Source organism: Polymorphospora sp. A560 (assembly GCF_045781765.1).
GTDB lineage: Bacteria > Actinomycetota > Actinomycetes > Mycobacteriales > Micromonosporaceae > Polymorphospora > Polymorphospora lycopeni.
Genome location: NZ_CP122282.1, coordinates 2,704,152 through 2,724,120, shown reverse-complemented (window position 1 = coordinate 2,724,120; position 19,969 = coordinate 2,704,152). Strand labels below are relative to the sequence as shown.

Sequence of the window (19,969 nt, the reverse complement as noted above, 5' to 3'; positions counted from 1 at the left end):
GGGCGTACAGGTTGCGAAGCGGCGTTCTGGGAATGCTGGTCGACGGATCGATCGCGACGCATTCCGGAGGAATCGATGGCCAAGCCTCCCGGTAGCCGTACGCCATCCTTGTTCGGTCGCGGTAGCTGGCGGGAGGTGCGCCGAGTCGGCGACATCTTACGTACCGAAACCGTCGGTGGCGTGCTGCTGCTATCTGCCGCGCTGGTTGCCCTTGTCTGGGCGAATTCGCCCTGGTCCGAACCGTACCGGTCGTTCAGCGACCTGAAGATCGGCCCGGCCGCCCTGCACCTGGAGCTCTCGCTGGCCCAGTGGGCTACCCAAGGCCTCTTGGCGATCTTCTTCTTCGTGGCCGGACTGGAACTCAAGCGTGAGTTCGTCGCCGGCGACCTGAGCGAGCCCCGGCAGGCGGTGCTGCCGGTCGCCGCCGCTGTTGGCGGCATGACGCTACCGGCTTTGATCTACACCGCGGTCAACCTGCGGGCCGAGGAAGGAGCGCTGGTCGGCTGGGCGATCCCGACGGCCACGGACATCGCGTTCGCGCTTGCCGTGCTCGGGATGATCAACACGCACCTGCCCGCGGCGATGCGGACCTTTCTGTTGACTCTCGCGGTGGTCGACGACCTCCTGGCGATCCTGATCATCGCGGTGTTCTACACCAGTTCGCTTCATGTCGAGCCGTTGCTGCTGGCGCTGGCTCCACTGGCGCTGTTCGGCCTCCTGGTGCAGCGCCGGGTGCGCCGCTGGTGGCTGCTGCTGCCGCTGGCGGTGGCGACCTGGGCGTGGGTACACGCCTCCGGGGTACACGCCACCGTCGCCGGGGTGGCACTCGCGTTCACCGTGCCGGTCAGACCCGGAGTGCGGGAGGCGTCGCCAGGGCTGGCGGAACACCTCGAACACCGGTTCCGGCCCCTGTCGGCAGGAATCGCCGTCCCGGTGTTCGCCTTCTTCGCCGCCGGAGTGTCGCTGGCCGGCCCGGGCGGAATCGGTGCGACCCTGACCGACCCGGTCACGCTTGGCGTAGTGGTAGGGCTGGTCGCCGGCAAAGCCGCCGGAGTCGCCGCCGCCACCTGGCTGGTACAACGGTTCACCCGAGCCCGACTCGCGGAGGGGCTCCAGTGGTGGGATGTGCTCGGACTGGCGCTGCTTGCCGGCATCGGCTTCACCGTGTCGCTGCTGATCGGCGAGTTGGCGTTCAACACCGACGGCGAACGCAACGACCGCGCCAAGATCGGCATCCTGCTCGGTTCACTGCTGTCAGCACTACTGGCCACCGCCGTTCTGCGAGTCCGCAACCGCCACTACCGACGGCTCTGTGCACTGGAGGAGCGCGAATGTGACAACGAACGACCCTGAGCCTCGCCACCCGCACGAACCTACTCCGCCGATGTTCGGTGGCGAGCCTCTCTACAGAGCGAGGATGATGGTCATGGCGGCGTAGCTTGCCAGCAGCAGGATTCCTTCGAATCCGAGGCGCCCCCAGCCGCAGGTCTGGCGGATGAGTAGCCCGCCGAGCAGGGTGGCGGTCATAAACAGGCTGGTGGTGGTGGCGAGCAGTTCCTCGCTGCCGGCGGTGTGGTAGAGCGACCCTTGCTGGTAGGCGAGGTCGCCGGCGACGAGGGTGAGCACGTCGAGGATGTTGCCGCCCAGCACGGCGGCGATGGCGAGGGTGACAGCGCCGTTGCGGACGGCGGTGATGGCGGTGACGGTTTCGGGCAGGGCGTTGACGATGCCCATGAGGACTCCTCCGACGAATCCGGCGCTGAGTCCGGTGATCTCGACGAGGCTTTCGGCGGCGAGTGTGACGAGCCAGCCGCCGGCGGCGACGAGGAGCCCGACGACCGTGAACTGGGTCCATAGCCGGGCTGCGGGACGTCGGTTGAGGGCGTCGTGGCTGCGGGGGACGTCGGGGCGGGTCTCGGTGGTGACGGTGGCTTGCCACATCGGCTGGACCCCGGCTTGGCGGATAAGGATCAGACCACCGACGTATGCGGCGACGAGAACGGCGGACATCGGGTGAATGCCGGCGACGCTGGCCTGCGGGACGTAGCTGGCGAGCAGGGCGAGCGCGAGCATGGCCATCAGCAGGCAGCCGGAGAGCAGGTTCGCCAGCGACGCGGCGGCGTGTTCGAGATTGGCACGGCGGTGGAAGGCGTCAGCGACCGCGACGGCGGTCGTCTGGGCGGCGATCCCGCCCACGGCATTGCTGTACGCGAGGTCGGGCTCGCCGCTGGTCGCGGCGACCACGGACATCACGATGCCGGACAGGCCGGTGACGATGCCGAAGAACACCACGCCGAACAGGGCCTCGCCCCAGCCGGTGCGGTCGGCAAGGGTGTCGCCGAGAAGTGCCAGCCTGACGCTACCTGCGACGGTGACTGCGCCGGCGACGACGAAAACGCCGATGGTCCAGGGCAGCGGCCATGGCATGGTGGTGAGGTCCGGCACCGCGGGGTTGTTCCCCGATCTGCACGGGTAATGACCCGATCCACGTGCGTGATGGTGTTATACCGGCCGTCAGCGTGAACAGACAAATGGCCGGGGAGTTGGCTGCGGCAGGCTCGCCATGAAAGCCGTAGTCTTGACCGTTGTCGCCTCCTGAAGGCCGCCAGGCTGCAAGACGCGGGTGTGGAGTCGATTATCTCGCCGGGTGTCGGGCGGACCCCGTTGACGGCCCGCCGGTCTCGTGGCAGGTGGTCGTTGCCGTGGTGTTCGTCGGGATCATCCTGTTCGCACCCGGCCTCAAGTAATACCTGCCCGGCCGAGCCTGATCCTGCCGGTCGTCGCCGGGATCCTACTCGTCACGATGGTGCTGCGCCCAAAAGCATTGATCGCGCTCGGCATCCTGGGCCGCCGGCAGCGTCACGTCGCCGTGGCACAGATCCGTCACCGAGAGCACCACCGGTCCCGGAATCCGGGAGACTGCGTTGAAGGAACAGGTGGCCAGTGAGGTGGACCAGAGCGAATGACGGCGCATACACCTTTAACCCCGCCCGGGCCGGCGCGGCGGCTGCCATCGCCTGGACGCAGGCCAACCGCCCATGCATCCGGAACTTTGGGTGACCTGCACGGATCATGGGTGCTTGCGGGTTTTAGGGTCTGTGGCGGGGGTTGTGGCGCTCAGGGCGCGGAGCAGGAGCCGCACTGTCCCGCACCGGGTTTGATGGAGACATCGAAACCTGGGAGGAATACCTGCGATGCCCGCACCGAAGAAGTACAACGATGAGTTGCGTGAGCGTGCGACTCGGTTGGCCGTCGAGGCCCGCCGGGATCCGGTCAGCGCGGTCGGAGCGATCCGGCGGATCGCCGGTCAGCTCGGGGTTCATCCCGAGGCGTTGCGCACGTGGGTGAAGCGGGCCGAGACCGACGCCGGGCAGCGGCCGGGCACCACCGGCAGCGACGCCGAACGCCTCGCCGCCCTCGAACGGGAGGTGCGTGAGCTGCGGCGGGCGAACCAGATCCTGAGGTCCGCGGCGAGTTTCTTCGCGGCGGAGCTGGACCGTCCGTCGCGATGAAGGTCGACTTTGTCGACTCCCAGAAGGCCGAACACGGTGTCCAGCCGGTCCTGCGGGCGCTCGAAGACACGCCGGCACAGATCGCACCGTCGACCTACTACGCCGCCAGGACCCGCCCCGCCAGCGCTCGCTCACGGCGCGATGAGGAGCTGGCCGCGATGATCGAACAGGTCCACGCAGCCAACTACGGCGTCTACGGCGCCCGCAAGATCTGGCACGAGCTGCACCGCCAAGGGGTGCCGGTGGCCCGGTGCACCGTCGAACGGCTCATGCGTGAGTCCGGGCTGCGTGGGCTGCTGCGCGACAAGGCGCCCCGCACCACCCGGCCGGCAGCCGAGACCAGCCGCCCTGCTGACCTGGTCAGACGGGACTTCACCGCGGCGGGGCCGAACCAGCTGTGGGTCGCGGATCTGACCTACGTACGAACCAGCGTGGGCTGGGTGTACGCCGCGTTCGTCCTCGACGTGTACTCCCGCATGATCGTCGGCTGGCAGGTGTCCACCTCGCTCTACACGGATCTGGCCCTCGACGCGCTGAAGATGGCGATCTGGCGCCGCGGGAACCAACACGCTGACCTGCGTAAACTGGTCCACCACTCGGACAGGGGAGTCCAATATCGAGCGATCCGCTACACCCAGCGGCTTGCCGAGGCCGGCGCCGTCGCCTCGGTCGGCTCCAAGGGCGACTCGTTCGACAATGCCATGGCCGAGGCGTTCAACTCCCTGTACAAGGCCGAACTCGTCCGCAACACCGGCCCCTGGCGCGGCCTCGACGACCTGGAGATGGCCACCGTCGAATACATCGACTGGTACAACAACCGCCGCTTGCACGGCGAACTCGGACACATCCCACCCGCCGAACACGAGGCACTACACGCGATGACCCACCCGCTCACCGCACCCCTGAAAACCAGCTAACCAACTCTCCATCAAACCCGGGGCTTGACACACACCCAGCGCCAAGCACCACTTGACAGCTATAGAAGCATCTCAGTCACGCAACGACACACCACAACCCAACAAAGCACTACTAGTTATGCGCACCGATCGTACGCTGGACAGAGTTCCGGCTGAGGACCTACTGCCCGGACTGCCGGAGAGATCCGGCGAGCTCGTCGATTCACTGCTGATTCAGGCTGCTGCCGCATCGACGGTCGTGGAAACCACCTCGGAAGGGCGGGGTTATCTGTTCAAAATCGGACTTACGGCGCACCATGCCAGCAGGTACCGGCGCGATCGGCGTTCTTCTCGAACATGTCTGGGCCAATCCGCTGCGTGATGCGGTCGTGCGTTCCGACGCCACTCCTATGGCAGACGCATGGATCGGTCGTACGTCCTTGCAGAGGTTGAACCTGGCACCTTCGGAAAGTCACTGACTTCAGTCGCACATGCCGCATACCAATCCGGGCTTGTTCAGCCCGCCAATCTGCGGGCGATGTTGGCGGCCGTGGCGACTTCTCCGAGCTGACCCATCGTGTCCAGGCTCGCTTGGTGGGCCTCGTCGGTCGCGGCCGTGCAGGCGTCGGAGACGACCACAATGCGGTAGCCGTGGTTGATGGCCTCGTAGGCGGTGCCTGCGACCGAAAGGTTGGTAGCGACACCAGTGAACAGGATGGTGTCCACGTTTCTGCCACGGAGGATGGTGTCTAGTTCGGTTCCGAAGAAGCCGGTGAGCCGAACATGGGTGATGACGACGTCGCCGCCCCTCGGCTCCACCTCGTCGATGATCCGGGTCTTCGGCGCGTCTTCCAGGAAGGCCTGCTGCTGGGCGATCATGGCGAAGCTGGGGGTGTTGGGGATGAGGTCGGGGTAGCCGGGACGGTGGGCGACACGGGTGTAGACGACGAGGCCGCCGCTGTCGCGCACTGCGGTGGCGACGCGTGCCGCGTATGACGCGACGTCGTGTCGGAAGACCTGTTCGGCAAAGAACGGGCCGAAGATTCCGTCGGGACTGACGACCTCGTGTTGCCAGTGGACGCCGACGACAGCGGTACGAGCCGGATCGATTTCTTGCATTGTCCGTCCCTCCTGTCATGAGACGAAGAGTTGTTGTGGCTCGGGTCGTTGCTGGCGACGACCGGTGGCGGAGGGCCCTCTACCGTAGGCGTCGAGGTGTCCCCAACGGCCTGGTATGTCGAGCAGCGCCACGAAGTCGAGGTTCTCGGGGAGAGCGGGCCTGATCACTAGGTCGTCACCGAGCGGCTGGAGTCCGAGCATCGTCCTGAGCAGCAGGAGTGCGGCCCCGGCGGACCACGCCTGTGGGCTGCATGCGGTGGGGTAGTTGACGGGGTATCTGGTTTCGGACCGGTTGAAGCCGGCGAACGCTTCGGGTAGCCGACCGTGGTAGAAGACCGCCGCGTCCAGGATTCCGGCGGCGACCCGTGCCGCTTCATCGGCGTACCCGTAACGCCTCAGGCCCCAGGCGATGAACGAGTTGTCGAACGGCCAGACGGTCCCCACGTGGTATCCGATCGGGTTGTATCGACCCTCGCCTTCAGCCAGGGTTCGGATGCCCCAGCCGCTGAAGAGTGCGGGCGACATCAGGTGCCGCACCAGGGCGGGAGCCTTTGACTCGTCGACAATACCACTCCATAGCAGATGACCGATGTTCGACGATAGGGAGTCGACCTGACGCCCGTCGCCGTCGAGGGCGATGGCCATGTACTCGCCGTCGGCGACCCAAAAGTCGCGGTTGAAGCGGTGCTTGAGGTCAGCAGCCTCCCGCTCCAGCTGGTCGGCGTACGCTGGGTCGTTCCAGAAGGTGCGAGCAAGCCGGGCAGTGCGCATCTTCGCGTCGTACGCGTACCCCTGCAACTCGCAGGTGGCGCGCGGGAACTTTGGTAGCCGGCCGTCGTGGTAGGAGATGCCGTCCCAGGAGTCCTTCCAGCACTGGTTCTCCAGTCCGTTCTTTGTGTTGCGCCGCTGGTAGGAGATGTAGCCGCTGCCGGTAAGGTCAGCGTAGTCATCGATCCAGTCGATCGCTGCCCGTGCCTCCTGCTCAACCGAGCGGACAAGGTCGGCGTCCCCGCTCCACCGCTCGTACTCGTCGAGCAGCACGAGGAATAGGGCGGTTGCGTCCGCACTGCCGAAGTACGGAGTATGCGGAGTGTCCTCGAAAATGCTCAACTCGCCGTACCGCATCTCGTGCAGAATCCGGCCGGGTTCTTCCTCGCGAAAGTCGTCGACCCGGCTGCCCTGCCGAAGCGCGAGTACGCGGAGGGTCGTGGCAGCGAGCGAGGGGGCAAACGGCAACGCCTGAAGGCTGGTGAAGATGCTGTCCCGGCCGAACAGGCTCATGAACCATGGCAGCCCGGCGGCCAGCACACTCTTGTCCTCGGCGAGGAAGGGGCTGAAGCGTAGCGCGGCTAGATCGATGAGGCTCTGCCGGTATGTGCTGCGCAATGGCTCCCAGTCGGACTCCAGGCGTGGTGTCTGGTCCAACCATTCCAGGAGGTCGCGTTGCTTGTCCCGTCCTGTGCGGGCTGCTCGCCCTGGGATCGTGAGCCGATGCAGCCCTCTCGGCATCGGAAGGTCGGGCACGGCACTCAACGTGGTAGACCACCGACCGTCGGCTTCGACGTGGACCTCGAATGTCAGTCCACTCTCATCCAATGCGGCCGGCGTCGAAGCGGAGACGATGGTTTCCCGCCGGAACCGCTCCCGCTCGTAGCCCAGTACGAGGCGTTCCTCGTCTACACGCCGATAGTACCGGCCCTTCTTCCTTATTGCGGCGTCCTTGACCTCGAAGAGATCCGCGAAGTCGGCGTCCACCTCGACCCGCAGGGACAGGTCAACTGGCCGTCGATCGCTGTTGATGATAGTCAGCTCTTCACGGAGGCCGGTGTCCAGGCTGTGCCTGCGGCGCACCGCCAGAGTGCTGTTGACGTACACGTTCTGGTGTCCCGGCACCAGGTAGAACCTGTTCTCAAAATAGTGAATGTCGTCGACGGAGAGGCTACTTAGCCGTTCTCCGTTGATCGTCAATACCCACTTGGACAGCAGACGCGTGTCGTGCGCGAACAGGCCGTGGTGTACATCAGGTGACGCGACGATGTCACCCGACTGGTTGCAGACCATGAAGGTGGTACCGTCGAGAATTCCGTTCTGGTTTTCACTCATGTGTACCACCTCGACTCCCCGCCGACCTGGGCGGCGACGGAAACAACCTCCGAACCGTCGCGAACAATTGCGGGTTCCCCTCCACGGTCACCTCGCCGCGTAGGACGGTGGTCAAGAAATACGCTTCCCCACTGGCGATACGGCCAAAAGTCGCCCGATCCGCGCGGACGACGGCATCTCCGCCCGTATCCTGCTCCGACACCCTGATATCGCCGTTGGCGATGGAAACAAGCCAGTGGTCGGCCTGCCCGGCCCGGCTGATGTCGAAGCGAACACTGCCCTCCGGAATTCCCGCCAGTCGGCGATCATGTCCCCGTTGCGCAAGGCCCCGGAAGAAATCATCGGTGACGTCAGCCATCTAGCCCTCCTCGCCGACCACTATCCGCAAAAGAGTTCACCTCCGCCTCACCCCAGCAAGGTGAACATTGCCAGAAGCCCCTCCAGCATGTTGCTTCCCGCTTGGATCTATGCCATCCCTAACCCGCCAGCACCTCTTACGGGCAGAAAACACCAACCTCGATTACTCAGCCCTCGGACCGATAGTCTGAGACGCGATGGATCCCATGCAGGGCACGCTGCTTTTTGCCGCAGGCCTCCTCACAGGCGCCTTCAACGCCGCTGCCGGCGGCGGCTCCCTGATCGGATTCTCCGCACTGATCACTGCCGGCGTTCCGCCCCTCACCGCCAAGTTGACCAGCACTGTCACAGTTCTTCCCGGAAATGTGGCCAGCGTGGCTGGAGGCTACCGGGACCTGCCCGCAAGAAGAGAAGCCACCCGCATCCTGCCAGCAGCCGTCCTCGGCGGCATCGCCGGTTCGCTGCTACTGCTTCAGACACCCACCCGCATCTTCGACGCGATCGTGCCCTTCCTGGTGCTCGCCGCCTCCGCCGTCCTTGGCCTGCAACATCGGCTCGCCAAGCTGGTCGAACGCCCCGCCATCAATTGCCGACGGGAACACCCCGCAACCCTACAGGCGCTCGTCGCCGCGAGCGGCGTCTACGGCGGATACATCGGTGCCGGATTCGGTATCGTCCTCCTCGCCAGCCTCACTCTTCTCCGGCAAGAGACGCTCAACAGAACCGTCGTCCTGAAGAACCTTCTGGCAGCTGCGGTCTCATTGACCACCGCAGCCCTATACGTCCTTTTTGGCACCATCAACTGGACAGGCGTCGCAATCCTAGCCCCAGCGACCGTCATCGGCGGTTACGGCGGGGCTCGACTCCTCCGCAAGTTCCCACCCGCACTACTCAAGGGGATAATCGTCGCATACGGTGTAACCTTCGGGTTGGTGCTCCTCGGGCAAAACGTCCTGCAGCACTGAGTGACCTCGTTTGGCCAAGATGCTAGTGCTGCTGTCCGCGCCGGGCAGGCCGGCTTACCGGGGTCAAACTTCTCGAACGGATAGCGTCCCATCCACCGCGCCCAATCCAAAGTGACGCGGCACGTCACGCCGTCCGCGAGGTGCCGCTCGGCCGGCACACGGCATGGTCATCGCCTGCACCGGCAACGGATCCCGCTGCCGCGCACCCGCCGGCGTCGACACACTCACCGCCTGCGGACTCGACATTGCCGAACTCGCCGTACGGCAGAAAAGAGTCGGGAGGTCGCCGAGTCCCTCGGCGTCGCGGTTCCACGGTTGACAGCCGTCTGGCCCGCATCTTCCGCAACCTCGAGGTCAGTTGCGACGAACTGCTCCCAGCCAGGCGGCCAGCACATGTGTCGGACCGCTGCCGCTCCCGTACGCGGCAGGTTCATTCCGCGGCGGCGAAGCGTTCGATGTTCTCGATGGTGCCCTGTACCAGGATGAGGTCGCCGTAGCTGAGGACGGTGTCGGGTGTGGTGTCGGTGAAGCGGGGTTCGCCGGTCGGGATGGTGGCTTGTGGCTTGACGGCGACGATCGTGACGCCGTACCTCTTGCGGACACGGGCTTCACGCAGCGGGACGCCGACGATGTCGCCGGGTGGTTTGGTCTTGATGATGGCGAAGTCGGTGTCGATCTCGACGTATTCGAGTACGCGGCCGGAGAGCAGGTGAGCGACCCGTTCGCCCATGTCGTTCTCCGGAGCGACGATGTGGTGGGCGCCGACGCGGGCGAGGATGTCGCCGTGCCGGCCGTTGATCGCCTTTGCCCAGATGTCGGGGATGCCCATGTCGGCCAGTAGCGAGGTGGTGAAGATGCTGGCCTGGATGTCGGTGCCGATGGCGACGACCGCCCGCTGGAACTCGGGGAGCCCAAGTTGACGGAGTGCCTCGATGTCGGTGGAGTCGGCGGTGATGACGTGCGGGATCTGTCTGGTGAGTCCCTGCACGATCTTGGATTGGCTGTCGATCGCGAGGACCTCGGTGCCGTTCCTGACCAGTTCGAGGGCGAGGGCGGTGCCGAAGCGGCCCAGGCCGATCACCGCGACGGGGTCGTTGCCTGTTCTAGCCAACGATTGTCCTTTCCTCGGGCAGTTCGAAGCGTCGGGTCCGCTCGCGTAGCGCGAGGGCGGAGGCGAGGGTCAGGGGGCCGATCCGGCCGCCGAACATGAGCGCGACAAGCAGCAGGTGGGCGTGTGTGGGCAGGTTGGCGGTGATGCCGGTGGACAGTCCGACGGTGGCGAAGCCGGAGATCACTTCGAACAGGGCGGCGTCGAGGCTGTGCACGGTGGTGCTGACGAGGGTGAACGTCGCGGCGACGATCGCGCCGATGCTGAGCAGGGTGATGGCCAGTGCCTGTCGTTGGTTGGTGGTGGGGATCCGGCGACGACCGACGTTGACGTGGGGTTCGCCGCGTATCTCCGACCACAGGACGAAGGCGAGGACACCGAAGGTGGTGACCTTGATCCCGCCGGCCGTGCCGGCGCTGCCGCCGCCGATGAACATCAGGATGTCGCTGGCGAACAGGCTCTCCGGCCGCATCGCGCCGATGTCGACGCTGTTGAATCCGGCGGTGCGGGTCATCGCGGAGGCAAAGAACGCAGCCAGAAACGAGGCGGGTGCGCCGAGGTTGCCGAACGTGTCCGGGTTGGAATATTCGGCGACGAAGAACACCGCGGTGCCGGCCAGTAGGAGCGTCACGGTGAGGGTGACGGTGATCCGGGTCATGACAGACCACCTGGCCGGATGGCGCCAGTTGCGGGTCAGTTCGAAGACGACCGGGAAGCCGAGCCCGCCGAGGATCACCGCGCCTACCACGGGCAGGCAGATCCAGGGGTCGGCGACGTAGCGGCTGAGGCTGTCGGTGTGGGTGGAGAAGCCGGCGTTGTTGAACGCCGAGATGGCGTGGAACATCGCCTCGTACAGGGCCGTGCCGAACGGCTTGTCGTAGACGGTGGCGAGCCGGGCGGTGAGCACCACTGTGGTGACGGCCTCGGCGACCAGGCTGAACAGCACGATACGGGCGATCACGCCCCGCAGGTTGTTCAGGTCGAGGCTCTTGGTCTCGGCCTGGGCGAGGAACCGCGCCCGTAGCCCCAGCCGTCGCGACAGCAGGGCGGTGAGCAGCGTGGCGAGTGTCATGATGCCGAGGCCGCCGGCCTGGATCAGCAGCAGGATGACCGCCTGACCGAACCAGGACCAGTGGCTTGCGGTATCGAGCGTGACCAGGCCGGTCACGCAGACCGCCGAGGTGGCGGTGAACAGCGCGTCGACCAGGTCGGTACGCTGCCCGGTCCGGGTCGCGAACGGTAGCGACAGCAGTCCCGTTCCGACGGCGACGGCCCCGGCGAAGGCGAACGTGATCGTCTTCGCCGGGTGGCGGAACCGGTCGCCGCGGTGCCGCCACGGTGCTGTCTGGCTCAACGGTCGCCTGTCAGCCGGCCGGCACCGGGGCGGGGTACGACGACCGTGCCGCCACGCGGCCCGCCGCAGAACCTGTGGCGGCGGCGTGGGATGTCACGGTGCCGAGGCTAGTACGGTACGCCTCGTCCGGCCCGCGTTGTGCCGGGCCGGCGGGCGGGCTGGGCGACGAATTCCTTCCGGCCGACGCGCCTCGGTCGGCACGTCGGCCGGTCCGGTCGTACCTCACCGCTACTCCGGGCGCTGCTGGTAGATGTCGGGGATGCCGTCGTGGTTGGCGTCGACGGTTTCGGCGTGGTGGATGTGGCGGTAGGCGCGGTTGCGGATGCGTAGGACGACGGTGGCCAGTAGGGCGGCGCCGAGGCTGCCGGTCAGTACGGCGATCTTGACGTTGTCGTCCTGGGGGGTGCCGGTACCGAACGCGAGTTCGCCGATGAGTAGGGAGACGGTGAAGCCGATGCCGGCCAGCATCGCCAGTCCGACGACGTCGGTCCAGGTCAGGCCGGAGTCGAGGGAGGCGCGGGTGTAGCGGGACACCAGCCAGGTGGCCAGGGTGATGCCGATGGTCTTGCCGGCGATGAGGCCGACCACGATGCCGACGGCGACCGGGTTGGTCAGTGACGAGGTCAGGCCGGTGATGCCGCCGATGGTGACGCCGGCTGCCATGAGGGCGAAGACGGGTACGGCGAAGCCGGCGGAGATCGGCCGGAGGCGGTGCTCGAACGCTTCGGCGAGGCACTCGTCGGCGGGTTGGCCGTCGGGTCCGGGGCGGGCGACGGGTACGGCGAAGGCGAGCAGCACTCCGGCGACGGTGGCGTGTACGCCGGAATCGTGGACGAGGGTCCAGGTGATGGCGGCCAGCGGGAGCAGCAGCCACCAGGAGCGGATCCGGCGTTGGACCAGCACCGTGAACAGCGCGAGCGGTAGTAGCGCCCCGAGCAGCGGCAGGATGGCGAGGTTGGCGGTGTAGAAGATCGCGATGATGACGATCGCGATCAGGTCGTCGACGACGGCGAGGGTGAGCAGGAAGGTCCGTAGCGCGATCGGCAGGTGCCGGCCGATGACGGCGAGTACGGCCAGTGCGAAGGCGATGTCGGTGGCGGTGGGGATCGCCCATCCTTTGAGGGCGTCGCCGCCGGTGCGCAGGTTGATCAGCGCGAAGAGCAGGGCGGGTACGACGACGCCGCCGACCGCGGCCATGATGGGGACTGCGGCGCGCAGCGGGTTGCGCAGGTCGCCGGCGACGAACTCGCGTTTGAGTTCCAGGCCGGCGACGAAGAAGAAGATCGCCAGCAGGCCGTCGGCGGCCCAGGCGGCCAGTGACAGGTCCAGGTGGATCGCGGCCGGCCCGATCGTGTACGACCGGACCGACTCGTACACGCCGGACCAGGGTGAGTTGGCCCAGACGAGGGCGACGACCGCGCCGGCGAGCAGTAGCGCGCCGCCGACGGTCTCCTGGCGCAGGATGTCGGCGATACGGCTGGCCTCGGGCCACGATCCGCGGCTGAACAGGCGGAATCCGCGCGGGGAGGGGTGTGTCATGGATGCTCCGGGAGTCGACGTGATCATGCATCGCCGACCAGGCTTCCCGGCACACCGGAGATCACTCTAGCCGGCGGGGCTCGCGCCGGCATGTCGAGGCCCCCTGGACCAGCAGAATGTTAGTGACTAACATTCTTGCCATGATGTCGGAACCACCCGGCAAGCGGACCCGCACACGGCACCGCCTGGTCACCAACGCGTTGGACCTGTTCGAGGCGCAGGGGTTCGACGACACGACGGTTGCCCAAATCACCGCGCGGGCGCGGGTGTCGGAGATGACGTTCTTCCGCTACTTCGCCAGCAAGGAGATGGTGGTCCTCGACGACCCGCACGATCCGGTGATCGCCGAGTCGGTCGTCGCCCAGCCGGCCACGCTGCCGCCGCTGGTCCGGGTGGCCCGCGGGCTGCGGGCGGCGTTCGCACAGGTGGACGAACCGGAGGACCTGACGACGCGGCGCCGGGTGCGGGTCGTGGCGGGCAGCCCGGCGCTGCGGGCCGGCATGGTCCGCAGCAACGCGGCGACCGAGGCCGCCATCGCCGACGCACTGATCGCCGACGGTGTCGCGCCGCTGCCGGCCCGGGTCGCCGCGGCCAGTGTGCTCGCGGCCCTGACCTGCGCGCTGCTGGAGTGGGCGACGACCCAGGACGGCACCACTCTCGCCGACGCCGTCACCACCGCGCTGGACACCGTCGAGGTGACGTCGGCATGACCGAACGACTCGCGGTCCATGGGCTGGTCCGGGACTTCGGGGCGGGCGCCGGTGTCTTCGGGATCGACCTGACCGTGGGCGCCGGGGAGATCCACGCCCTGGTCGGTCTCAACGGTGCCGGCAAGACGACCCTGATGCGGCTGGTCCTCGGCATGCTGCACCCCACCGCCGGCACCTGCCGGATCAACGGCCGGGACCTGGCCGACCTCACCGCCGCCGACTGGGGCCGGGTCGGGCATCTGGTCGAGCACCCGTTCGCCTATCCCGAACTCGACGTACGGACCAACCTGGTGCTGGCCACCCGGCTGCGCCGCGTCCCGGCTGCCGAGGCAACCGGCCTGGCCGAGCGGGCGCTGGCCGAACTCGACCTCGGCCGCTACTCCCGGATCCCGGCCCGCCGGCTGTCGCAGGGCAACCGGCAACGCCTCGGCCTGGCCACCGCGATCCAGCACCACCCCGACCTGATCGTGCTCGACGAACCGACCAACGCCCTCGACCCGGCCGGGGTGATCGTGCTCCGCGACGCCTTGTCCCGCCGGGCCAAGGCGGGCGCCGGCATCCTGGTCTCCAGCCACCACCTCGACGAGGTCGCCAGGATCGCGCACCGGATCTCGGTCGTCAACCGCGGCCGGAGCATCGGCACCCTCGACCCCGACGCCACCGACCTCGAACGGGCGTTCTTCACCCTGGTCCACGACAACGAACGGGAACACCCCCGATGACCCCCGCCCTGACCGCCGCCCTGCACGTCGAACTACGCAAGCTGGCGGCGTCCCGGGTGATGCGCGCGACCACCGTCCTGATCGTCGCCGGCATCGCCGTCCTGTCGACGGCCCTCACCGCGGCGGCGACCGCCGGCAACGAACAGGTCATCGCCCAACTCGGGCCACACGCCGCCGCCGGCGGCTGGGAACTGTTGACCGGGGTGGTCGCCCAGATCACCGCCGCCGGCGGCCTGCTCGGCTTCGGGGTCGCCCTGAGCTGGCTGGTCGGCCGCGAGTTCGCCGACGGCACGATCACCGGCCTGTTTGCGCTTCCCGTGTCCCGGCGGGTCCTCGTCGTGGCCAAGCTGCTGTCCCACCTGCTGTGGGCCGTACTGGTCGCCGTCGTCCTGACCGCCGTCGTCGCGGTCGCCGGAACGCTTCTCGGGCTCGGCGCCTGGAACGGTGACGTCGTCACCGCCCTGGCCCGGCAGTTCGTGCTGACCATCCTGTCGGCGCTCGTCGCGGCCCCGGCCTGCTGGGCAGCGACCCTCGGCAGGGGGCCACTGCCCGGCATCGCGACCACGATCGGCCTGATCGTCGTCGCCCAGGTCGCCGTCGTCGCCGGCGCCGGGGCGTGGCTACCGATCGCCGCGCCCGCGCTGTGGGCGCTGCAGCCCGGCACCGTCGCCCCGGCGCAACTCGCCCTGGTCGCCGTCGTACCGGTCGGGTTCGCCGCGCTGACCGTCGCCGCCTGGGCACGGCTGCAACTCGACCGCTGACGGGTCTCGGCGTCAGGTGGCGACGACGTCCCGGCGGCGGAAACCGGCCAGCGCCGCCGTACCGATTCCCGCCGCCAACCCGGTCAGCACCAGCACCGCGATCGGCACGATCGGCTCCAGCGGGTACTCGCCGACGTGCTCGAACGGCGACACGGCCACCGCCAGGTCGGGAATGTCGAGCAGCGGGGCGAAAAAGCCGACCACCACGCCGTACCCGACGACCGCCCAGACGGCGGGCAGCGCCCGTGGCACGACCCCGTACAGCAGCACGGCAACGGCCAGGACCAACCAGACCGCCGGGGTGTGCACGACCGTTCCCAGGATCATCTCCCCGACGAGCGCGCCGTCACCGGTGCTCGCGGCCGCCCCGATCCCGGCCGCCAGACCGGACACCAGCAACAGCCACAACACCCCGAGCGCGGTCACGGCCAGATATCCACCCAGCCACCCGACCCGGCTGACCCCGGTGGCCAGAACCGGTTCGGTACGCCCCTCGGTCTCCTCGTTCCGCAGCGCCTGCACCGCCAGAACCGCGAAGACGGCCACCACCAGCGCCATCATCAGCCCGATCAGGCCGAGGAAGCCAGCACGCAGATCCTGCTCGCCGCCCATAACGGCCAGCAGGTCGGCGGGCGCGTCGGAGAACCCGTCGAGCAGCGGCTGGGTGAACGCCCCGTACAGCGCCGCACCGCAGGACAGCGCGACGGTCCACCCGACCAGGCCGGCGCGCTGCAGCCGGAACGCAAGCGCCGTCGGGCCGGCCAGCCAGCCCGGCGCGGTCGCCGAACCGCGCCGGGGCGCGATGAGCCCGGCCGTCAGGTCCCGCCGGGCCGACAGGGCATAGCCGGCCGCTGCGGTGGCGCCGGCCGCCAGCACCGACAGCAGCAGCGGCCACCACCGGTCCAACGTGTACGGCGCGGTCTGCTGCGACCAGCCGATCGGCGACAGCCACGACAACCAACTGCCGTGGGCCTGCGCCATGTCACCCAGGCCACGGACCACGAACGCGGCACCGAGCACGGTGCCGGCCAGCGCCGACGCCGCACGCGGATACTCCGAAAGCTGCACCGTGACCGCCGCGACGCCGGCGAAGACCAGACCGGTGGCACCGACCGAAGCGCCGAACAGCAGCGCCCCGGCGACGCCGGACGCGGCCATCACCGCGGTGACGAAGACCGCGACCAGCAGGTTCATCAGCACCGTCAGCAGCAGTGCGGCGGTGAGCTGGGCATGCCGGCCGACGACGTTGGCCCGTACCAGTTCCGCCCGGCCCGACCGCTCCTCGGCCCGGGTGTGTCGCACGACGGTGAGCAGGCTCATCAGCCCGGCACCGACGATGACGTACAGGCCGTACTGGCCGACGAGGAAACGCTCCATGGTCAGGTCGTCGTAGCCGTAACCGGGGCCGCCGAGCAACGCCCCCATCGGGCTCGCGGCGAACGTCGCGATGCCGGCAAGATCCTCGGGCGCGGCGAACACGGTCCGCAGGGCGGTGCTGAAGTAGCCCATCAGCAGGGCCAGGCCGATCGTCCAGCCGGGCAGCCGGATCCGGTCGCGGCGCAGCATGAACCGCAGCAGGGTACCGGTTCCGGACAGCGTCCCGGTGATCTGACCGGTGCCCCCCAGCCCGGGACGGTCCAGGGTCGCGGCGGTCATCGCGTCACCGCGCCGTTGTCGTCGAGGGTCACCCCGTCGCGGCGAAGTTCGTCGCCGTAGTGCCGCAGCAGCAACTGCTCCAGCGTCGGCGGATGGGCGGTCAGGGCGCGGACCCCGAGCCCACCGAGGGCCGGCACCACCTGCGCGAGGTGACCGCCGTCGACGTCGAACCGCACCTGGCCGCCCTCGACCCGTACGTCATGGACGCCGGGCAGCGCGGACAGCCCGTCGACCGGCCGGTCGACGGTGACGACAATCGACGTACGAGTCAGGTGTCGCAGATCGGCGAGGCTGCCGGACTCGACGACCCGGCCGTGCCGGACGATCGAGATCCGGTCGGCGAGCACCTCGACCTGGGCCAGGATGTGACTGGACAGCAGCACCGTCCGACCGGCCGCCTTCGCCTCCCGGATACACGTCTGGAAGACCGCCTCCATGAGCGGATCAAGACCAGCGGTCGGCTCGTCGAGCAGCAGCAGTTCGACGTCACTGGCCAGGGCCGCGATGAGGGCCACCTTCTGCCGGTTGCCCTTGGAGTAGGTGCGGCCCTTCTTGGTCGGATCGAGGTCGAACCGCTGGCACAACTCGTCGCGGCGGGCCCGGTCGACACTGCCGCGCAGCCGGACGAACAGGTCGATCGCCTCACCACCGGTCAGGTTCGGCCACAGTTCCACATCGCCAGGTACATAGGCGAGACGGCGGTGCAACGCGACCGCGTCGCGCCACGGGTCTCCGCCGAGCAGGGCGACCCGGCCGGCGTCGGCACGAAGCAGGCCCAGCAGGACCCGGATGGTGGTGGACTTGCCGGCCCCGTTCGGGCCGAGCAGGCCGTGCACCTCGCCCGGCGCGACCAGCAGGTCGAGCCCGTCGAGCGCGGTGACATGGCCGTAGGTTTTACGTAGGTCGTGGATCTCGATCGCGGGTGTGGTGGAGGTCGGCATGATCGCTCTCCCGATCGGTCGAAGGGGCCGGGGTTCGGGCCGGACGGCCCTCGGTGTCCCCCGGCGGATCGCCGATGTAGAGCAGGTACGTGTCGAGCATCCGGCGGTCGGTCAGGAACCCCTCGGTGAACAGCTCCAACGCCGGCAATGCGACCCGGTCGAAGTACGAGGTGAGAAACCCGCCGAGATCCGCCGGATCCTCCGGCGGGTTCAACGACAACTCCAGCAGCAACGGCCCCAACGACGCGCCCAGCAGGTAACGGGCCCGCGCCTGCTCGTCCCGGCTCGGCACGATCGTGCCCGCCGCGACGCCCTCGGCGACATACCCGCCCGCATCGGCCACCATGTGCTCCACGAACGCACGAGCGCGGTCACCACCCGTCTGGAGGCTACGTACGACATAGCCGACCAGCGGCGCATACTCTTCGATCTTCGCCATCTGCACCAGGAAACTGGCCGGGCCCGCCGAGTCGGCGACCACACCCCGCTTCGTGTCACGCACAACGGTGAAGACGTACTCGTCACACTCCGCCCGCAGCCCCTCCTTCGACCCAAACAGGTGAACCACCAGACCGGCACTGAAGCCGGCATCACCAGCGATCGACCGCAGGCTGGCCCCGAACCCCTCCCGCGCGAACCGCAAAATCGCCGCATCACGCAACCGGGCCCGGGTGGACAGCTCACCCAAGTTGACGCCCGACACCTTTGAACGCATGCTTACAGCATTGAACAGCCGTTTAGTTGCTGTCAATGGCACCCACCGGGGCATCCACAACAGGACGACGGCCACCTGACGATTCGACGTCGATGAACTCGAGCCACCAGTGGGACGAAAACGCCGACCCGGCGGTGTCGCCTCCCCGCTCCACGGCCTGCCGGATGAACGGCACTTCCGCGACGTTCAGCGCCTCGACGCTTGCTCCGCCACCCAGCGCCCGCGGTCGCCACGCAGGCACCATGATCATCTACTGCGGCGGCCACCGATTCCTCTATCGACATCTCCCGTGATGCGAGGGTCACCCGCCGGATGTGTCTGGTTGACGGAGTGCCCGCTCGACGATGCCGAACCGGATTCGTTCCTGTTCCAGTCTCAGCGCCGGGGCGTACCGGTCGGCGAGCAGGTCGGCGTAGAGGTCGGCCTCCGCCGGGTGCAGATGGGGCAACCCGGTTCGGATAGGGCTCGGTTCCCGGCCCCAGTGGGCGCGGTGGGTAAGCAGTGTGTCCCTGTCCATCAGGATCGACCGGGTGTGCGGAAAGATCTGGCGTAGACGATCCAGGATGGCAAAGCCGTGCGTGTCCACGTCGCCCCAATAGACCAGTTCGCGGGAATGTAGCCAGTTCAGCAGCGCCAGCCCGGACAGCGCGTATCCGCCGCCGAGGACCGCGACGGCATCGTCCACCGGCGGTAGTGCCAGGTAGGTGATCTCGTTCTCCACCACGATGACCCGAGACACCTCGACCGGAGTCGCCGCCAGCTCCTCAACCCGTACCGTCACCTCCTGGTACGGCCCGAGCGTCGGGGGTTTCCGTCCCAGCGACCGAAGCCGGACGTACACCGGCTTCGTGCGGAAGCCGTACCGGCGCGTGAACCGGCTCGGCGGGTGGGCCTGGTCGATCCGGCCCGGCTCGAGCTGGTGGTCGAGCAGCCCGGCCAGCACCGCTCGGTACTGCTCAATGAACTTGGTGTCGACGCCCGGCACATCGACGTGCCGCAGGTACGTCTCCGGCCGCCCGTTGCGGTCGATCCACAGTACGGTGTCGACCAGCCTGCTCCACCGATCCGCGTGCCGGAGCACCTGTATCGGATGGGCCACCATCCAGTCCAGTAACGCCGGTGCACTCGCCTGGGTGTCCTCCAGCAGCCGTTCGTACGTCGCCACGTACGCACCGACCCGCAACAGTGCCCAGAGTTGCCGGGGAGTGTCGATCACCGCTCGGGCGGGCACCCGGTTGGCGCCGATCAGCCGGCCGCCGACGGTACGCTGCTCAAGCCGTACGAGATCGGCGTCGACGTTCCGCCATCGGCCGATCCAGTCTTGAGCTGCGCCGAAGTGGTCGGCCAGTTCGGCCGCGGTCGGCGCGCGCAGCGGTACGGCGACCGGTTCCCATGGCGCACCCCGGCCCAGCGCGGTGAGGAACTCCCCCGCCTCCCACCGACGACGCAGCCGCGCAACCAGATCGTCGGGTCCGGTCCAGTACGGGACCTGCGAGGCGCCAGCGCCCACG

The 19,969-nt window shown here is 68.0% G+C and carries 16 protein-coding genes and 1 pseudogene; 6 read left to right on the top strand and 11 right to left on the bottom strand.

What is annotated here, in order from left to right; translation table 11 throughout:
* Positions 1–75 precede the first annotated feature (75 nt).
* Positions 76–1,353, top strand: coding sequence for a Na+/H+ antiporter NhaA (gene nhaA, locus QCD66_RS12405; protein WP_375736976.1), 1,278 nt, complete (start codon positions 76–78; stop codon positions 1,351–1,353).
* Positions 1,354–1,404: 51 nt separating this feature from the next.
* Here nhaA (QCD66_RS12405) and QCD66_RS12400 read toward each other — a convergent pair whose 3' ends face one another.
* A complete protein-coding gene (locus tag QCD66_RS12400) occupies positions 1,405–2,445 on the bottom strand; it encodes a sodium:calcium antiporter (protein WP_375736975.1) in 1,041 nt (346 codons plus the stop codon).
* A 749-nt stretch (positions 2,446–3,194) separates the two neighbouring features.
* Between QCD66_RS12400 and QCD66_RS12395 the strand changes: the two are divergent.
* Positions 3,195–4,429, top strand: a pseudogene (locus QCD66_RS12395) (IS3 family transposase).
* Between the two features lie 495 nt (positions 4,430–4,924).
* On the opposite strand, the gene QCD66_RS12390 reads toward QCD66_RS12395, so the two are convergent.
* The 3 genes from QCD66_RS12390 to QCD66_RS12380 are packed head-to-tail and all read right to left on the bottom strand — an operon-like array spanning position 4,925 to position 7,988.
* A complete protein-coding gene (locus QCD66_RS12390; RefSeq protein WP_375735981.1) occupies positions 4,925–5,527 on the bottom strand; it encodes a cysteine hydrolase in 603 nt (200 codons plus the stop codon).
* A 15-nt stretch (positions 5,528–5,542) separates the two neighbouring features.
* Entirely contained in the window at positions 5,543–7,630 is a 2,088-nt protein-coding gene (locus QCD66_RS12385; RefSeq protein WP_375735982.1) for a glycogen debranching N-terminal domain-containing protein, read from the bottom strand.
* Positions 7,623–7,988 carry an SCP2 sterol-binding domain-containing protein gene (locus QCD66_RS12380; protein ID WP_375735983.1) on the bottom strand — a complete coding sequence of 122 codons (366 nt, stop codon included), beginning with the start codon at positions 7,986–7,988 and terminating at the stop codon, positions 7,623–7,625. Before QCD66_RS12380 ends, QCD66_RS12385 begins: the two co-directional genes overlap by 8 nt.
* Before the next feature lie 196 nt (positions 7,989–8,184).
* Here QCD66_RS12380 and QCD66_RS12375 point away from each other — a divergent pair, with 196 nt between their 5' ends.
* Positions 8,185–8,952, top strand: a complete 768-nt coding sequence (locus QCD66_RS12375) for a sulfite exporter TauE/SafE family protein (protein WP_375735984.1) — start codon at positions 8,185–8,187, stop codon at positions 8,950–8,952.
* 430 nt (positions 8,953–9,382) lie between these two features.
* On the opposite strand, the gene QCD66_RS12370 is transcribed toward QCD66_RS12375, so the two are convergent.
* The 3 genes from QCD66_RS12370 to nhaA (QCD66_RS12360) all read right to left on the bottom strand — a co-directional run bounded on the left by QCD66_RS12370 (position 9,383) and on the right by nhaA (QCD66_RS12360) (position 12,953).
* Positions 9,383–10,063 (bottom strand): potassium channel family protein, encoded by a 681-nt coding sequence (locus tag QCD66_RS12370; RefSeq protein ID WP_375735985.1) that lies wholly within the window; start codon positions 10,061–10,063, stop codon positions 9,383–9,385.
* Positions 10,056–11,414: a TrkH family potassium uptake protein gene (locus tag QCD66_RS12365; protein WP_375735986.1), complete on the bottom strand. Its 1,359-nt coding sequence runs from the start codon at positions 11,412–11,414 to the stop codon at positions 10,056–10,058. Before QCD66_RS12365 ends, QCD66_RS12370 begins: the two co-directional genes overlap by 8 nt.
* 228 nt (positions 11,415–11,642) lie before the next feature.
* Positions 11,643–12,953 carry a Na+/H+ antiporter NhaA gene (gene nhaA / locus QCD66_RS12360; protein ID WP_375735987.1) on the bottom strand — a complete coding sequence of 437 codons (1,311 nt, stop codon included), beginning with the start codon at positions 12,951–12,953 and terminating at the stop codon, positions 11,643–11,645.
* 140 nt (positions 12,954–13,093) lie between these two features.
* Here nhaA (QCD66_RS12360) and QCD66_RS12355 point away from each other — a divergent pair, with 140 nt between their 5' ends.
* Genes QCD66_RS12355 through QCD66_RS12345 form a run of 3 tightly spaced genes read left to right on the top strand, consistent with a single transcriptional unit; the run spans position 13,094 to position 15,146 of the window.
* A complete protein-coding gene (locus QCD66_RS12355; RefSeq protein WP_375735988.1) occupies positions 13,094–13,663 on the top strand; it encodes a TetR family transcriptional regulator in 570 nt (189 codons plus the stop codon).
* Entirely contained in the window at positions 13,660–14,385 is a 726-nt protein-coding gene (locus QCD66_RS12350) for an ABC transporter ATP-binding protein (protein ID WP_375735989.1), read from the top strand. The genes QCD66_RS12355 and QCD66_RS12350 overlap by 4 nt, the downstream gene beginning before the upstream one ends.
* Positions 14,382–15,146: an ABC transporter permease gene (locus tag QCD66_RS12345; RefSeq protein ID WP_375735990.1), complete on the top strand. Its 765-nt coding sequence runs from the start codon at positions 14,382–14,384 to the stop codon at positions 15,144–15,146. Before QCD66_RS12350 ends, QCD66_RS12345 begins: the two co-directional genes overlap by 4 nt.
* A 12-nt stretch (positions 15,147–15,158) precedes the next feature.
* Here QCD66_RS12345 and QCD66_RS12340 read toward each other — a convergent pair whose 3' ends face one another.
* The 4 genes from QCD66_RS12340 to QCD66_RS12325 all read right to left on the bottom strand — a co-directional run bounded on the left by QCD66_RS12340 (position 15,159) and on the right by QCD66_RS12325 (position 19,968).
* Entirely contained in the window at positions 15,159–16,802 is a 1,644-nt protein-coding gene (locus QCD66_RS12340; protein ID WP_375735991.1) for an ABC transporter permease, read from the bottom strand.
* The gene (locus QCD66_RS12335; protein WP_375735992.1) at positions 16,799–17,743 is read right to left on the bottom strand and encodes an ATP-binding cassette domain-containing protein; all 945 of its coding nucleotides are present in this window, start codon (positions 17,741–17,743) and stop codon (positions 16,799–16,801) included. The genes QCD66_RS12340 and QCD66_RS12335 overlap by 4 nt, the downstream gene beginning before the upstream one ends.
* The gene (locus QCD66_RS12330) at positions 17,697–18,458 is read right to left on the bottom strand and encodes a TetR family transcriptional regulator (protein ID WP_407567132.1); all 762 of its coding nucleotides are present in this window, start codon (positions 18,456–18,458) and stop codon (positions 17,697–17,699) included. The genes QCD66_RS12335 and QCD66_RS12330 overlap by 47 nt, the downstream gene beginning before the upstream one ends.
* A gap of 301 nt (positions 18,459–18,759) precedes the next feature.
* Complete coding sequence (locus QCD66_RS12325; RefSeq protein ID WP_375735994.1) at positions 18,760–19,968, bottom strand: Wadjet anti-phage system protein JetD domain-containing protein; 1,209 nt, start codon at positions 19,966–19,968, stop codon at positions 18,760–18,762.
* Position 19,969: the final 1 nt, after the last annotated feature.

What these genes read in the sequence shown, in the direction of transcription:
- nhaA (WP_375736976.1), top strand. Translation starts at nt 76, where the DNA reads ATGGCCAAGCCTCCCGGTAGCCGTACGCCATCCTTGTTCGGTCGCGGT.
- QCD66_RS12390 (WP_375735981.1), bottom strand. Translation starts at nt 5,527, where the DNA reads ATGCAAGAAATCGATCCGGCTCGTACCGCTGTCGTCGGCGTCCACTGG.
- QCD66_RS12385 (WP_375735982.1), bottom strand. Translation starts at nt 7,630, where the DNA reads ATGAGTGAAAACCAGAACGGAATTCTCGACGGTACCACCTTCATGGTC.
- QCD66_RS12380 (WP_375735983.1), bottom strand. Translation starts at nt 7,988, where the DNA reads ATGGCTGACGTCACCGATGATTTCTTCCGGGGCCTTGCGCAACGGGGA.
- QCD66_RS12375 (WP_375735984.1), top strand. Translation starts at nt 8,185, where the DNA reads ATGGATCCCATGCAGGGCACGCTGCTTTTTGCCGCAGGCCTCCTCACA.
- nhaA (WP_375735987.1), bottom strand. Translation starts at nt 12,953, where the DNA reads ATGACACACCCCTCCCCGCGCGGATTCCGCCTGTTCAGCCGCGGATCG.
- QCD66_RS12355 (WP_375735988.1), top strand. Translation starts at nt 13,094, where the DNA reads ATGATGTCGGAACCACCCGGCAAGCGGACCCGCACACGGCACCGCCTG.
- QCD66_RS12350 (WP_375735989.1), top strand. Translation starts at nt 13,660, where the DNA reads ATGACCGAACGACTCGCGGTCCATGGGCTGGTCCGGGACTTCGGGGCG.
- QCD66_RS12345 (WP_375735990.1), top strand. Translation starts at nt 14,382, where the DNA reads ATGACCCCCGCCCTGACCGCCGCCCTGCACGTCGAACTACGCAAGCTG.
- QCD66_RS12340 (WP_375735991.1), bottom strand. Translation starts at nt 16,802, where the DNA reads ATGACCGCCGCGACCCTGGACCGTCCCGGGCTGGGGGGCACCGGTCAG.
- QCD66_RS12335 (WP_375735992.1), bottom strand. Translation starts at nt 17,743, where the DNA reads ATGCCGACCTCCACCACACCCGCGATCGAGATCCACGACCTACGTAAA.
- QCD66_RS12330 (WP_407567132.1), bottom strand. Translation starts at nt 18,458, where the DNA reads ATGCGTTCAAAGGTGTCGGGCGTCAACTTGGGTGAGCTGTCCACCCGG.